Genomic DNA, 14,745 nt, shown 5'->3' on the forward strand with positions numbered 1-14,745 from the left:
CTGGTGATAACATCACTATGGAAGTAGAATTGCAGAAAGAGATCGCTCTGGAGAAAGAGTTGCGTTTTGCAATTCGTGAGGGCGGTCGTACGGTAGGTGCTGGTGTTGTTACAGAAATTATTGAATAGTTAAAGGTTAGAGGTCGTGAGAGATATTATTACGCTCGAATGTACGCAATGCAAAAGTCGTAATTACACGACAAGCAAAAATAAACGCAAGCACAGCGGACGCGTTGAATACAAAAAATACTGTCCACGTTGCAATGCACGTACGTTACACAAGGAAACAAGATAAAAATCTCATCAGCTAGGCGTGTAGCTCAATTGGCTAGAGCACTGGTCTCCAAAACCAGGGGTTGGGGGTTCGAGTCCCTCCACGCCTGCTGATTTTTTTTGACTTAACTGAATTGGGAAATAGGATGTTTAAAAAGATTAAAAAATTTTTAGACGAAGTGAAAGTGGAAATGAGTAAGGTGAGTTGGCCGACGCATCAGGAGTTGGTTAATTCCACCATTATTGTGGTTGTGGTTAGTTTATTGTTTACGCTTTACATTTTTTTAGCGGATTTGCTTATCTCCCAGGTAGTTAAAATCTTTTATTGAGCATGGTGAGGTTGGTGTAAAGGTGAGTGAAAAAAAGTGGTATGCACTGAGGGTTTTTTCCGGTAAGGAAGCATTGGCCAAAGCCCATATTGAGCATGAAATAAAAATGCAGGGCATTAAGGATAAAGTCGGCCACATCATAATCCCCTCAGAGAACATTATTGAGATGAAGGACGGGAAAAAGCGCGTCAAAAATCGCGTGTTCTTTCCTGGCTACATGATTATTGAGATGGTGATGGACAGCCAGACCAAGCACATCATTGAGAATGCGCCTGGTGTTGTCAGTTTTGTAGGTCCTAAAAACCAGCCTACACCATTACGCGATTCTGAGGTTAAGTCGATTTTAAGTAAGATTGAGAAGAGTAAAGAGACCGAAGTTAAAGGAAAGGTTTCGGTGCCTTTTAAAGTTGGCGATCCGATTCGGGTGATTGATGGTCCGTTCAATGATTTTACGGGTTTTGTTGAAGAGATAAACGAAGAGAAGAATAAGGTGAAGGTCAATATCAGTATTTTTGGTCGGCCGACACCGGTTGAATTGGATTTTCTGCAAGTAGAGCTGGAAAAATAATTGAGATAATTAAAGAGGTTGAACAGTTATGGCAAAAAAAGTAGCAGGCAAAATAAAATTGCAAATTCCTGCAGGACAGGCAAAACCTTCGCCACCTGTTGGCCCGGCACTTGGTCAGCACGGCGTGAATATTATGGAATTTTGTAAAGCCTTCAATGCACAAACTCAAGATAAAGCCGGTTACATTATTCCGGTAGAAATTACAGTTTATGCCGATCGCTCCTTTTCATTTATTACCAAAACACCTCCGGCTTCGGACCTGTTGCTAAAAGAGGCCAAGTTAGAAAAGGGTTCTGGTGAACCGAACCTCAACAAAGTGGGCAAGGTAACCAGGGAGCAGGTGCGCAAAATTGCAGAAATGAAGATGCCTGATTTGAATGCTTCTGATATTGAATCTGCTATGCGCATGATTGAAGGAACTGCGCGCAGTATGGGTATAGTAGTGGAATAAATGTCCAAAAATTTTAGATGGGGTAAGAATGAAGCGAAGTAAACGTTACCGTGAGCTCATCGCCAAAATTGACAAAAATAAAGAATACAGTTTGGAAGAAGCCGTTAAACTTTTGAAAGAAGTTGCAACTGCTAAATTTGATGAGACTGTGGAAGTGGCCATGCGCCTTGGTGTTGACCCTCGTCATGCTGATCAAATGGTGCGCGGCACGGTGGTTTTGCCGCATGGCACAGGCAAAAAAATTCGCGTATTGGTCTTTGCCAAAGGCGAAAAAGTTCAGGAAGCGCTGGATGCAGGCGCAGATTACGCCGGGCTGGATGAGTACATCGAGCAGATTAACAAAGGTTGGCTGGATTTTGATGTGGCCGTAGCTACGCCGGACGTGATGAGCAAAGTGGGGCGCCTGGGACGAATTTTAGGTGCCAGAGGATTGATGCCCAATCCTAAAAGTGGTACGGTGACCATGGATGTGGCCAAAGCGGTCAAGGAAATTAAAGCCGGTAAAATCGACTTCCGTGTAGATAAGACCGGGATCGTTCATTCCGGGGTGGCTAAAGTTTCCTTTGACGAAGAAAAGATCATCGATAACGTTAAAACCTTTGTGAATGCCGTTATCCGCCTTAAACCGGCGGCAGCCAAAGGAACCTATCTTAAATCGATTGCGCTTTCCAGTACCATGAGTCCGGGAATCTTTATCGATCGAAATGCATCTTCGTATTCAAAGTAAGTAAAGTAGGGATCGACAAATGGCAACAGCAAAAAAAATGGCAATTGTAGAAGAATATACCGAGAAGTTTAAAAATGCCAAAGGCATCTATCTGACGGACTATACCGGTATTGATGTGCAGACTGTTAACGGTTTGCGTAAACAATTTCGCGAAGCAAACATCGAATACAAAGTTTTGAAAAATCGCATCGCAAAAATTGCTCTGCATAACGCAGGCATCGAAGGGCTTGATCCGTATCTGAGAGGCGTTACATCTTTTGTAATCGGCTATGACGATCCGGTTATTCCTGTAAAAATAGTCAAAGATTTTAATAGAAAGACAAAACTTCTGAACTTGAAAGCAGCCTATCTGGAAGGACACGTTTTTGGTCAGGAAGATGCTATCAAATTGGCCGACCTGCCCTCCAGAGATGAATTGCTGGCCAAGTTTGTGGGCTTGCTGCAGGCGCCAATGACCAAGCTGGCGGCAACCCTGCAAGCGCCCTTGCAGAAATTTGTTGGATTATTAGAGTCTTTAAAAGAGAAAAAACAAGAGGCATAAATTAAATTTTGAATTTGGAGGTAAACGATGGCAGACGTGACAAGAAGTGACGTTCTTGAATATCTCGAAAAAGCATCAATGCTCGAAATCTCCGAGTTGATCAAAGAGATTGAAGAGAAGTTTGGTGTAACCGCCGCTGCTCCTGTGGCAGTAGCTGCTGGTCCTGCACCTGCGGCTGGCGCTGGCGAAGCAGAAGAAGAAAAAACTGAATTTGATGTGGTCCTGAGCTCTGCTGGGGATAAAAAGATTCAGGTGATTAAGGTGGTTCGTGCGATTACCGGCCTGGGACTCAAAGAAGCCAAGGAACTGGTGGACAGTGCACCCAAGGCAATCAAAGAGGGCGTTTCCAAAGCCGAAGCCGAAGATATTAAAAAGCAGATCGAAGAAGTTGGTGGCGTAGTCGAAATTAAATAATTGGTGAGACGTTTCAAATAAGAGGTAATACCTTTGAAAGGTAAAAAGAACAACAAACGTCACTCTTTTGCGCGAATTCCACAAGTAATTGAATACCCGAATCTGTTAGATATTCAGTTAAAATCGTTTGAAGATTTTTTGCAAAATACTGTACCGCCTGATAAGCGCGAAAATAAAGGCTTGCAGGCGGTTTTTAACGGTGTTTTCCCTATCAGCGACAGTGCGGGTAATTATGAATTACAGTTTGTGGAATACTATGTGGATAAGCCCAAATACAGTGAACGTGAATGCCAGGAACGTGGAGTTAGTTACTCCGTTCCTTTAAAGGCCAGGATGCGTTTGGCGATAAAAGACGTGACGGGCGAAACCGATAACTTTACGGAATTTATTGAACAGGATGTGTACCTGGGGAACATGCCACACATGACCTCCCGGGGTACCTTCATTATTAATGGCGCTGAGCGGGTGATTGTTAGTCAGTTACACCGTTCTCCCGGTGTTTTCTTTTCGGATACACTGCATCCCAATGGCACGCCGATTTATTCGGCCCGCATTATCCCGTTTCGGGGTTCCTGGGTAGAGTTTACCACTGATGTAAATGACGTCATGTTCGTTTACATCGATCGCAAGAAAAAATTCCCGGTAACCATGCTCCTGCGGGCCATCGGATTCAGTACGGTCGAAGAGATCGTCAACGCCTTCGGTGAAGCCCAGGAGGTGCCCGTTGAACTGGAACAGTTCCCCATGCTTATTGGCCAGATGTTGGCCAGCGATGTGGTGGACACTTCTACCGGTGAAGTGGTAGCCGAACAGGGCCGCGATATTTCCCAGGAATTGCTCGAACAGTGCCTGGAATTAGGCATCAAAACAATCCGCATCGTACGGCCTTCGGATATCAATAATCCGAATCTGGTGCTTAACACTCTGCGAAAAGATTCGGCCAAAACCGAGGCCGAAGCCATTGAAGCCATTTACAGACAATTACGATCCGGTGAACCACCGGATATTGATACGGCCCGGGCTCTCATTGAGCGCATGTTCTTTAATGAAAAGCGTTACGATCTGGGTGCGGTTGGTCGGTACCGAATTAATAAGAAACTGAATCTGGATATTCCGTACGATATGACGGTGCTCACTCGTGAAGATATTATTGCTATCTTGAAATACTTGATTGGCATGCGTTTGGGAGTCAATCCTTCGGACGATATCGATCATCTGGGTAACCGTCGCGTTCGTACCGTGGGCGAGCAATTGTCTGCACAATTCAGCGTGGGCTTTGCCCGCATGGCGCGCACCATTAAAGAACGCATGAATATCGGTGATGCCGAAAAATTAACGCCGCAGGATCTGGTGAATGCCAGAACAATCTCCTCGGTGATTAATACCTTTTTTGGCACTTCGCAGCTTTCGCAATTCATGGATCAGACCAATCCCCTGGCTGAACTGACGCACAAACGGCGTCTGTCTGCTCTGGGGCCTGGCGGCTTAACGCGCGAACGCGCCGGTTTTGAGGTGCGCGACGTGCATTACACGCATTACGGACGTCTTTGTCCGATTGAAACGCCGGAAGGTCCGAATATCGGTTTGATCTCTTCGCTGTGTGTGCATGCGCGCATTAATGATTTCGGTTTCATTGAAACCCCTTACCGCAAGGTGGAAAAGGGCCGCGTAACCAATAAGATCGAGTATCTCTCGGCGACCGAAGAAGATAGTTACACCATTGCTCAGGTGAACGCACCCATTGACGACAAAGGTAATTTTTTAAACGACCGGATTAAAGCGCGTAAAAAAGGCGATTTCCCTGTGGTTTCACCGGAAGAAGTGGAATACATGGACGTGGCCACCAATCAGATCGTATCGCCCGCTGCTTCACTGATTCCCTTTCTGGAGCACGATGATGCCAACCGCGCCTTGATGGGCTCCAACATGCAACGTCAGGCCGTTCCTCTGTTGGTGCCTGAGGCGCCGATTGTCGGTACAGGCATGGAATCCAAAGTGGCTCGCGATTCCGGTACCCTGGTAATTGCTGAAGAAGACGGCGTGGTTGAATATGTTGACGCCGAGAAAATTGTCGTCAAAATGGACAAACCGCCACAACCTAAAACGGGTAAAGAACGCCTGTTAGACTTAAGTGATCGTAAAGAATACAAATTATTGAAATTTATCCGAACCAACCAGGATACGGTGATCAATCAAAGACCGCTGGTGGAAGTGGGGCAGAAGGTTAAAAAAGGCGACATTCTGGCGGATGGCTGCGCTACGGATCAGGGCGAGCTGGCGTTGGGACGCAATGTGCTGGTGGCCTTTATGCCCTGGCATGGTTACAACTTTGAAGATGCCATCATCATCAGCGACCGCATTGTGCGCGATGATGTGTACACCTCGATCCACATTCAGGAGTTTGAATTACAGGTGCGGGATACCAAGCGCGGCGAAGAAGAACTGACCCGCGAAATTCCCAATGTAAGCGAAGAAATGACCAAAAACCTGGATGAAAATGGCATTGTTCGCGTCGGCGCCGAGGTTAAAGCCAATGACATCCTGATTGGTAAAGTGACGCCCAAAGGTGAAACCGATCCGACCCCGGAAGAAAAACTGCTGAAAGCCATTTTTGGTAACAAGGCCGGCGACGTGAAAGACGCCAGCTTAAAGGCCCCTCCGGGAATGCATGGCGTCGTTGTGGCCACGCGTTTGTTCTCCCGCAAAAAGAAGAGTTCGCAGGACAAAAAAGAAGAAAAGAAACTGATCGAAAAAATTGAACAGGCTGCAGAAAAGAAGAAAAAAGCGGTGGAGAAGAAGCTGGCGCAGCGCCTGGGCGAACACTTTAAAGGCATGACAACGGTCGGCATCCGCTACGTGGATGGCAAGCAAGCTATTAAACCTAAAGCCAAAATTACGGAAAATTCCTTTAATAAACTGGATGTCAAAAGTCTGGATATCAATAGCACCTGGTTCGAAGAGGATCCGAAGAATACCTTTGTTCGCGAATTGTATTCTGACTACCGCAAGGTATTGCAGGACATTGACAACGACGTAAAGCGCGAAAAGCACAAACTGGTTGTTGGCGATGAATTGCCGCCGGGCATCACCCAGCTGGCCAAGGTTTACGTTGCTGAAAAACGTAAATTGTCGGTTGGCGATAAAATGGCCGGACGCCATGGAAACAAGGGCGTGATTTCTAAAATCGTTCCCATGGAAGACATGCCGTTTCTGGAAGACGGAACGCCGGTGGATATCGTTTTGAATCCATTAGGTGTGCCATCGCGTATGAATTTAGGACAAATTTTTGAAACAACATTGGGTTGGGCCGGTTACAAACTGGGTAAGAAATATGCGACTCCCGTTTTCGACGGCGCTACCTACGATGAAATTTTAGAAGAGATGGAAAAAGCCGGTCTGCCTAAATCGGGCAAAGTAGAGCTGATCGATGGACGCACAGGCGAAAAATTTGATCAGCCGGTTACAGTCGGGCAAATTTACATGCTCAAGCTCAGCCATCTGGTAGACGACAAAATCCATGCCCGCTCCATCGGGCCTTACTCGCTGATCACGCAACAGCCCCTGGGTGGAAAAGCTCAGTTTGGCGGTCAGCGCTTTGGTGAAATGGAAGTGTGGGCACTGGAAGCCTACGGAGCCGCCTACACCCTGCAGGAGATTCTGACCGTTAAGAGTGATGATGTGACCGGGCGCTCCAAAACTTACGAGGCTATTGTTAAAGGAGAAAACCTGCCCGATCCGGGTGTGCCCGAATCCTTTAATGTGCTTGTGCGCGAATTGCAAGGACTGGCGTTAAAAGTCCGTTTGGAATAAACAAAATCGATCGTAGATTTTGCCTCTCATCTTGCCCTGAGTGGGATGAGGGGCTTTTGTTTGCTTTTTAACCATCGGGTTTTAAGCAAAAGGCTTAGGCCAAAGAGTAATTTAGAATAGGAGTGTTAATTTGAACATTCGTAGAGGTCCAAATAAGTTCAATAAGATCATTATTAGTCTGGCTTCGCCAAACGATATTCTGGAACAATCGTACGGCGAGGTGACTAAACCGGAGACGATCAACTATCGGTCGTTTAAACCGGAAAAAGATGGACTTTTTTGCGAAAAGATTTTTGGTCCAGTTAAGGACTGGGAATGCCATTGCGGAAAATACAAACGCATTCGGTACAAAGGCATTATTTGCGACCGATGCGGTGTGGAAGTCACGCAGAAAAAAGTTCGTCGTGAACGAATGGGGCATATCTCCCTGGCGGTTCCTGTAGTCCATATCTGGTTTTATAAATCGTTGCCTTCTAAAATCGGTTATTTGTTAGATATGTCGCCCAAAGACCTGGAAAAGGTCATCTATTACGAAAATTACATTGTCATCAATCCGGGCAAGAGTAATTTTAAATTTAAACAGTTGATTACCGAAGAAGAGTACTTTGACCAGCTGGATGAGCACGGAGAACTGAATGAAGAGCTGGCCGATGACGATCCCAATAAATTTGTGGCCAAAATCGGCGGCGAAGCCATCCATCATCTGTTAAAGATGATCAATGTGGAAGAGCTGGCTCTGGAGTTGCGTAAAATTATCCGTTCCGATGTTTCTGAACAGAAAAAGACCGATGCTTTGAAACGTCTGAAGGTGGTCGAAGCCTTCCGCATGCGCGAGAAGAATCTGGAATATCGTAATAAGCCGGAATGGATGGTGCTGGATGTGATTCCCGTAATTCCGCCTGAATTGCGTCCCCTGGTCCCGCTGGAAGGCGGGCGTTTTGCCACCAGTGATTTGAACGATCTGTATCGACGGGTGATTATTCGTAACAATCGTTTGAAAAAGCTGCTGGAAATCCGCGCTCCGGAAGTGATCTTGCGTAACGAAAAACGCATGCTGCAGGAGGCGGTCGATTCCTTGTTTGATAATTCAAAGCGGACAACGGCCATGCGTTCGGATGGCGACCGTCCTTTAAAATCGCTCTCGGACATGTTGAAAGGTAAACAGGGACGCTTCCGCCAGAATCTGCTTGGTAAACGTGTCGATTATTCCGGGCGTTCGGTGATTGTGGTTGGCCCTGAGTTAAAATTGCACGAGTGCGGATTGCCCAAAGAAATGGCCATTGAGCTGTTTAAACCCTTTATTATTCGCAAGCTGGTAGAACGTCGGTTTGTTAAAACCGTAAAGAGCGCAAAAAAACTGGTGGAACGCAAAGGCCCGGAAGTCTGGGATATTTTGGAAGAGATCATTGACGACCATCCCGTTATGCTAAACCGCGCGCCAACATTGCACCGCCTTGGGATTCAGGCTTTCCAGCCGGTTTTGATTGAAGGGAAAGCTATTCAGATCCATCCTCTGGTTTGCGCGGCTTTTAACGCTGACTTTGACGGCGACCAGATGGCTGTTCACATTCCACTTTCTTATGAGGCGCAGGTGGAAACCAAACTATTGATGTTGTCCAGTCACAATATTCTGTCGCCTTCCAGTGGCGTGCCCATTGCCGTTCCCAGTCAGGACATCGTTCTGGGCTGCTACTATTTAACCAAGCGCCTACCGAATAGCCGCGGTGAAGGCATGGTCTTCTCTTCATTAGAAGAGGCCACCATTGCTTATGACAATGGAAAAGTCGGTTTACATGCCGCTGTTAAAGTACGCGTTAACGGTGAACTAATAGACACAACGATTGGCCGTATTATCTTCAATAAGATTGTGCCGGAAGGAATTGGCTTTGTCAATGAACTGCTTTCTAAAAAGACTTTGTCCAACATTATTAGTATCTGCTACCGCAAATTGGGTAATGAAGTGACAGCCAGATTTCTGGACGATTTGAAAAATCTGGGCTTCACCTATGCCACCCGATCTGGGGCTTCCATCGGTCTGGATGACATTGTGGTCGCTCCGGAGAAAGAGGTCTTTGTTGAAATGGCCCAGAAAAAGGTCGACGAAATCCAGATGTTGTATGAAAACGGAATCATCACCGATGGTGAGCGCTACAATCAGATTATCGATATCTGGACCAAGGTAACGGCCGATGTGGCTGAGGCTATGTTCCGCCGACTGCAGCAGGACAAAAACGGTTTCAATCCGCTTTACATGATGTCCGATTCCGGTGCTCGTGGTAGTAAGGAACAGATTCGCCAGTTAGCAGGTATGCGTGGTTTGATGGCCAAACCGCAAAAATCGTTAACCGGTCAAACGGGTGAAATCATCGAAAACCCGATTACGGCTAACTTCTTTGAAGGCCTGTCTGTGATCGAGTACTTTATCTCCACCCACGGCGCCCGTAAAGGTCTGGCCGATACGGCTCTTAAAACGGCCGATGCCGGTTACCTGACCCGTCGTCTGGTGGATGTGGCCCAGGATGTGATTGTCACAGAACATGATTGTGGCACCATTTTAGGACAGGATATCACGGACCTGAAAGAAGGGGAAGAGATCATCGAACCCCTGGCCGATCGTGTTCTGGGGCGTGTGGCCGCAGAGGATGTGGTCGATCGCGTAACCGAAGAGTTGATCTGTAAACGCGGTGATCTGATTGATGAAGCCATTGCTGAGAAAATAAACAATTCGTCTATTAATGTGATTAAAGTGCGCACAGAATTGACCTGTGAATCGAAACAGGGCGTGTGCGCCATGTGCTATGGGCGTAACATGGCCACCGGAGAACTGGTGGATGTGGGCGAAGCGGTTGGTGTGATGGCCGCGCAAAGTATTGGTGAACCGGGCACGCAGTTAACCCTGCGTACCTTTCACCTTGGCGGTACGGCAGCTCGTATTGCTTCTGAATCGGACATCACCGCAAAGGTGGATGGTAAGGTTAAATTTACCAATATTCGCTTCGTCATTAACAAAGAAGAAGAACCGATCATTACCGGTCGCAATGGGAAAATCGAGATTTTGGACAGCGATGACCGTACCATTGCTACCTACAATGTGCCTTACGGCTCCAAACTGAAGGTACAGGATGAGCAAGATGTTAAGCGGGGCGACATTCTGTTCATAACCGATCCATTTTCCTCGGTTATCATCACTGAAACCAGCGGCAAGGTCCAATTCCAGGATCTGCTGGAAAATATCACCTATCGCGAAGAACTGGATGAGCAGACCGGGCGTAAACAGCGCGTGGTGGTGGAATCCAAAAATAAAAACCTGACGCCGCACATTTTGATTGTTGACGAAAAAGGCGAAAAGTTAAACCAGTACTTTGTACCGGTTAAGGGCTTTTTGCAGGTCAACAATGGCGATATGGTGCACGCCGGTGATATTCTGGTGAAAATACCGCGTGAAATTGGAAAAACACGCGACATCACTGGTGGTTTACCGCGCGTTGCCGAATTGTTCGAAGCGCGTACACCGAAAGATCGCGCCATTGTCAGCGAAATCGACGGTTACGTCAAATTCGGCCCCATCAAACGAGGTATTCGGGAAATTGTGGTGGAATCGGATCTGGAAACCAAAAAATATTCCGTACCGCACGGAATGCACATTCTGGTTCATGAAAATGATTTTGTGCGTGCTGGTGAACGATTGACCGACGGCGCCATTGCACCGGAAGACATCCTGCATATTCAGGGCCCGGCAAAAGTTCAGGAATATCTGGTTAATGAGATTCAGGAAGTCTATCGTCTGCAGGGCGTTAAGATCAACGACAAACACATCGGTATTATTGTGCGCCAGATGTTAAAGAAGGTTAAAGTGGAAGACCCAGGCGATACCAACTTTTTGCCAGGCGATCAGGTTTACAAGAGCGATTTCTTTGAAGAAAATGCCAAGATTGCCAACAAGCTGGTGGTAACCGATCCTGGAGATAGCCTGTTCCGTGAGGGTTCGATTACGGATAAAAAGACCGTTGAATTGATCAATAAAGACCTGAAAAAGGCCAAGAAGAAACCGGTTAAATTCCGTAAGGCCAAACCGGCCACCTTTACGCCTATGTTGTTGGGAATTACGCAGGCGGCTTTAACTACCAAGAGTTTTATCTCGGCAGCTTCGTTCCAGGAAACCACGCAGGTGTTGACCGATGCGGCTATTGCCGGAAAAGAAGACGAATTGATCGGCTTGAAGGAGAATGTGATTCTGGGACACCTGATTCCCGCCGGAACTGGAATGCGCCAGTACGACAATGCCTTAATTGAAGTGGAAATAGAAGAGGAAGAGCCGAAAGAGGCCGAAGAGCCGGCGGCGGAACAGGAGCAGGAAAGTTCGGCAACTGAGGTCCCGGAAACGGATTCCGAAAAAGACGTAAAGGATCAGCAGAAAATCGAAAAATAATTTTGCACTGAAATTGAATTAATATTAAATTAAGAGTCTGTAACTTTTTTTGGAGGAAATCTTGCCAACGATCAATCAATTGGTTCGCAAGGGACGTAAAGTAGTTGAAAAAAAGACGAAAGCTCCGGCACTGACCGGTTGTCCACAAAGACGAGGCGTATGTACGCGTGTGTACACCACGACACCCAAAAAGCCGAATTCGGCCTTGCGGAAAGTGGCTCGTGTACGGTTAACAAATGGTTTTGAGGTTACAGCATATATCCCCGGCGAGGGGCACAATTTGCAGGAGCACTCGATTGTTCTGATTCGCGGCGGTCGTGTTAAGGACTTGCCTGGTGTGCGCTATCATATTGTGCGTGGCACGCTGGATGCCAGTGGCGTGGAAGACCGCAAGCAGGGACGTTCGAAGTATGGTACTAAAAGACCGAAAAATTAACAGGTTGGTTTGGAGAAAAAATGCGTAGAAGAAGACCACCAAAAAGAAAAATTTTACCAGATCCGAAATACAAAGATATCGTTGTTGCAAAATTCATTAACAATTTGATGTTAGACGGTAAAAAAAGTGTGGCCGAAAAGACCTTTTATCAGGCCATGGATCTGATTGAGAAGAGAATGAAAAAAGATCCCCTGGAAGTTTTTAAACAGGCCATGGAAAATGTGGCCCCTATTTTAGAGGTGAAGTCGCGCCGTGTGGGCGGTGCCACCTATCAGGTGCCGGTTGAAGTGCGTGCCGATCGTCGGCAGGCGCTGGCTATTCGCTGGTTAATCAATTATTCCAGATCGCGTAACGAACGCACCATGGCTGAAAAGCTGGCTAACGAATTGATGGCCGCTTACAAAGGTGAAGGCGCCTCGGTTAAAAAACGGGAAGACACACATAAGATGGCTGAAGCGAACAAGGCATTCGCTCATTTCAGGTGGTAGGAGTAGTAAGCAGAAATGGCTAAGAAGGTTTTTGATAAATCTAAAATTCGGAACATCGGGATTATGGCGCACATCGACGCCGGCAAAACAACCACCACCGAGCGTATTCTATTCTATTCGGGCAGGACGCATCGGATTGGCGAGGTGCACGATGGAGCGGCCACCATGGATTGGATGGAGCAGGAAAAAGAGCGGGGTATTACCATTACTTCTGCGGCTACCACGGTAAAATGGCGTGATGCAGAAATCAACATCATCGACACGCCGGGTCATGTTGACTTTACAGTAGAGGTTGAGCGCTCTTTGCGCGTGTTGGATGGCGCTGTAGCTCTATTTTGTGCGGTAGGCGGGGTAGAGCCACAGTCCGAAACGGTATGGCGTCAGGCCGATAAATACAATGTACCGCGCATTGCCTTTGTTAATAAGATGGATCGCGTGGGCGCTGATTTCTACAATGTGGTGGAAATGATGCGCAAACGCCTTGGCGCAAATCCCTTGCCAATACACATTCCGATCGGTTCCGGTGAAATGTTCACCGGACTGGTGGATCTGGTTGAGATGAAAGCCATCCTTTACAATGAAAGTTCGCTGGGACGCTTGTACGACGAAGCGGAGATTCCCAAGGATTTAATCGAGCAGGCCAACGAGTACCATACCAATATTCTGGAATCGGTGGCCGATTACGATGAAGAGTTGATGGTCAAATACCTGGATGGCGAAGAAATTTCGGTTGAAGAGCTCAAAGCCGCCATTCGCAAGGCGACCATTGATGGAAAAATTCATCCGGTGTTGTGCGGTTCGGCTTTTAAGAATAAAGGGGTGCAGCGTTTAATGGACGCCATTGTCGATTACCTGCCCTCTCCTCTGGATAAAGGTGAAATTACCGGCACCAATCCGCGAACCGGTGAAGAGCTCAAAAGAAAACCCCTGGACCAGGCGCCGTTTTCTGCGCTGGCCTTTAAAATACAGACAGACCCCTATGTGGGCCGCCTTACCTATGTGCGTGTGTATTCCGGCGAATTGAACAGCGGTTCGTATGTTCAGAATGTAAATGCCGATAAAAAAGAGCGTGTTGCGCGCATTCTGCGGATGCATGCCAACCATCGGGAAGATATTGAAACCGCGCGCTCCGGTGATATTGTAGCCATTGTGGGTTTGAAGAATACCAAAACCGGAGATACCCTGGCTGATCCGAAACATCCGATCTTGCTGGAAAGCATGCATTTTCCTGAACCGGTGATCTCGGTGGCTGTAGAGCCTAAAACCAAAGCCGATCAGGATAAGTTGAGCCAATCGTTGGCCAAGCTGAGCGACGAAGACCCGACCTTCCGCATCCGCACGGATGAGGAAACCGGTCAAACCATCATTAGCGGAATGGGAGAGCTCCACCTGGAAATCATTATTGATCGTTTATTGCGTGAATTTAAAGTGGGCGCCAATATCGGGCAGCCACAGGTGGCTTACAAAGAGACGATTACCAAAAAGGTTGAAGCGGAAGGCAAATTCATTCGTCAGTCCGGCGGTCGCGGACAATATGGCCATGTGAAAATTGAGATGGAACCCAACGAACCGGGTAAAGGCTTTGAGTTTGTTGACGCTATTGTTGGCGGGGTGATCCCCAGGGAATTCATTCCTGCTGTGAAAGCCGGTATCGAAGACGCCATGAAAAATGGCGTAATTGCCGGTTATCCGGTGGAAGATGTCAAAGTTCGCTTGTTCGACGGTTCTTATCACGAAGTCGATTCCAGTGAAATGGCTTTTAAGATAGCCGGTTCCATGGCTTTTCAGGAAGGCGCTAAAAAAGCAAATCCCGTTTTACTGGAACCCATTTTTAATATCGAAATCGTTGTGCCTGAAGAGTATTTGGGTGATGTTATTGGCGATTTGAATTCGCGAAGGGGAAGAATTTCGGGGATCCTACCGAGAAAAGATGCTCAGGTAGTGACTGGTGTGGTTCCCCTGTCAGAGATGTTTGGTTATGCCACCCAGTTGCGTTCCATTACACAGGGACGGGCGATCTACACCATGCAGTTTTCTCACTATGAGCAGGTGCCGGATCAGGTTGCAAAAGAAATCATTGAAAAGGGTGGTAAATAAGAAATTGAAAGTATTTTCTGGAGGCAAAAATGGCAAAAGAGAAATTTGAACGCAAAAAGCCGCATGTCAATGTTGGTACGATTGGTCACGTGGATCATGGGAAAACCACATTAACAGCAGCCATTACTCAGGCTCTGGCTAAAAAGGGTCAGGCCCAGTTTCGCAGTTTTGATAGTATTGACA

At 47.0% G+C, this 14,745-nt stretch carries 14 protein-coding genes and 1 tRNA gene; all 15 read left to right on the plus strand.

All coding sequences use genetic code 11. The annotated features are described in order from the left end of the window. On the plus strand, positions 1-128 hold a 128-nt coding region (locus tag ACWB0I_RS15035), incomplete at its 5' end, for an EF-Tu C-terminal domain-related protein (protein ID WP_479388301.1). A gap of 16 nt (positions 129-144) precedes the next feature. Continuing rightward, positions 145-294, plus strand: coding sequence for a 50S ribosomal protein L33 (rpmG, locus tag ACWB0I_RS15040; protein ID WP_479388893.1), 150 nt, complete (start codon positions 145-147; stop codon positions 292-294). A 14-nt stretch (positions 295-308) separates the two neighbouring features. Beyond that, positions 309-382: transfer RNA gene (locus ACWB0I_RS15045), tRNA-Trp, on the plus strand. 36 nt (positions 383-418) lie between these two features. Then, positions 419-601 carry a preprotein translocase subunit SecE gene (secE, locus tag ACWB0I_RS15050; protein WP_479388894.1) on the plus strand — a complete coding sequence of 61 codons (183 nt, stop codon included), beginning with the start codon at positions 419-421 and terminating at the stop codon, positions 599-601. 22 nt (positions 602-623) lie between these two features. After that, positions 624-1,169, plus strand: a complete 546-nt coding sequence (gene nusG / locus ACWB0I_RS15055; protein WP_479388895.1) for a transcription termination/antitermination protein NusG — start codon at positions 624-626, stop codon at positions 1,167-1,169. A gap of 28 nt (positions 1,170-1,197) precedes the next feature. Further along, on the plus strand, positions 1,198-1,620 hold the full coding sequence (rplK, locus tag ACWB0I_RS15060; protein ID WP_479388896.1) for a 50S ribosomal protein L11: 423 nt from the start codon (positions 1,198-1,200) through the stop codon (positions 1,618-1,620). Positions 1,621-1,648: 28 nt separating this feature from the next. Further along, complete coding sequence (gene rplA, locus ACWB0I_RS15065) at positions 1,649-2,347, plus strand: 50S ribosomal protein L1 (protein WP_479388897.1); 699 nt, start codon at positions 1,649-1,651, stop codon at positions 2,345-2,347. A gap of 19 nt (positions 2,348-2,366) precedes the next feature. Further along, positions 2,367-2,888: a 50S ribosomal protein L10 gene (gene rplJ, locus ACWB0I_RS15070; RefSeq protein ID WP_479388898.1), complete on the plus strand. Its 522-nt coding sequence runs from the start codon at positions 2,367-2,369 to the stop codon at positions 2,886-2,888. Positions 2,889-2,915: 27 nt separating this feature from the next. Beyond that, on the plus strand, positions 2,916-3,302 hold the full coding sequence (gene rplL / locus ACWB0I_RS15075) for a 50S ribosomal protein L7/L12 (protein ID WP_479388899.1): 387 nt from the start codon (positions 2,916-2,918) through the stop codon (positions 3,300-3,302). 33 nt (positions 3,303-3,335) lie between these two features. Beyond that, a complete protein-coding gene (rpoB, locus tag ACWB0I_RS15080) occupies positions 3,336-7,112 on the plus strand; it encodes a DNA-directed RNA polymerase subunit beta (RefSeq protein ID WP_479388900.1) in 3,777 nt (1,258 codons plus the stop codon). 130 nt (positions 7,113-7,242) lie between these two features. Beyond that, a complete protein-coding gene (rpoC, locus tag ACWB0I_RS15085; protein WP_479388901.1) occupies positions 7,243-11,541 on the plus strand; it encodes a DNA-directed RNA polymerase subunit beta' in 4,299 nt (1,432 codons plus the stop codon). Positions 11,542-11,602: 61 nt separating this feature from the next. Next, positions 11,603-11,977 carry a 30S ribosomal protein S12 gene (rpsL, locus tag ACWB0I_RS15090; RefSeq protein ID WP_479388902.1) on the plus strand — a complete coding sequence of 125 codons (375 nt, stop codon included), beginning with the start codon at positions 11,603-11,605 and terminating at the stop codon, positions 11,975-11,977. 20 nt (positions 11,978-11,997) lie between these two features. Next, a complete protein-coding gene (gene rpsG, locus ACWB0I_RS15095) occupies positions 11,998-12,465 on the plus strand; it encodes a 30S ribosomal protein S7 (RefSeq protein ID WP_479388903.1) in 468 nt (155 codons plus the stop codon). Between the two features lie 15 nt (positions 12,466-12,480). Then, positions 12,481-14,562, plus strand: a complete 2,082-nt coding sequence (gene fusA, locus ACWB0I_RS15100) for an elongation factor G (RefSeq protein ID WP_479388904.1) — start codon at positions 12,481-12,483, stop codon at positions 14,560-14,562. A 29-nt stretch (positions 14,563-14,591) separates the two neighbouring features. After that, positions 14,592-14,745 (plus strand): GTP-binding protein (locus ACWB0I_RS15105; protein WP_479388905.1); only part of this gene is annotated, 154 nt, incomplete at its 3' end.

This window comes from Caldithrix sp. (assembly GCF_056497305.1).

Coding starts and splice junctions, on each gene's coding strand:
- rplK (WP_479388896.1), top strand. CDS start 1,198: ATGGCAAAAAAAGTAGCAGGCAAAATAAAATTGCAAATTCCTGCAGGA.
- fusA (WP_479388904.1), top strand. CDS start 12,481: ATGGCTAAGAAGGTTTTTGATAAATCTAAAATTCGGAACATCGGGATT.
- rplJ (WP_479388898.1), top strand. CDS start 2,367: ATGGCAACAGCAAAAAAAATGGCAATTGTAGAAGAATATACCGAGAAG.
- rpsG (WP_479388903.1), top strand. CDS start 11,998: ATGCGTAGAAGAAGACCACCAAAAAGAAAAATTTTACCAGATCCGAAA.
- rplL (WP_479388899.1), top strand. CDS start 2,916: ATGGCAGACGTGACAAGAAGTGACGTTCTTGAATATCTCGAAAAAGCA.
- rplA (WP_479388897.1), top strand. CDS start 1,649: ATGAAGCGAAGTAAACGTTACCGTGAGCTCATCGCCAAAATTGACAAA.
- secE (WP_479388894.1), top strand. CDS start 419: ATGTTTAAAAAGATTAAAAAATTTTTAGACGAAGTGAAAGTGGAAATG.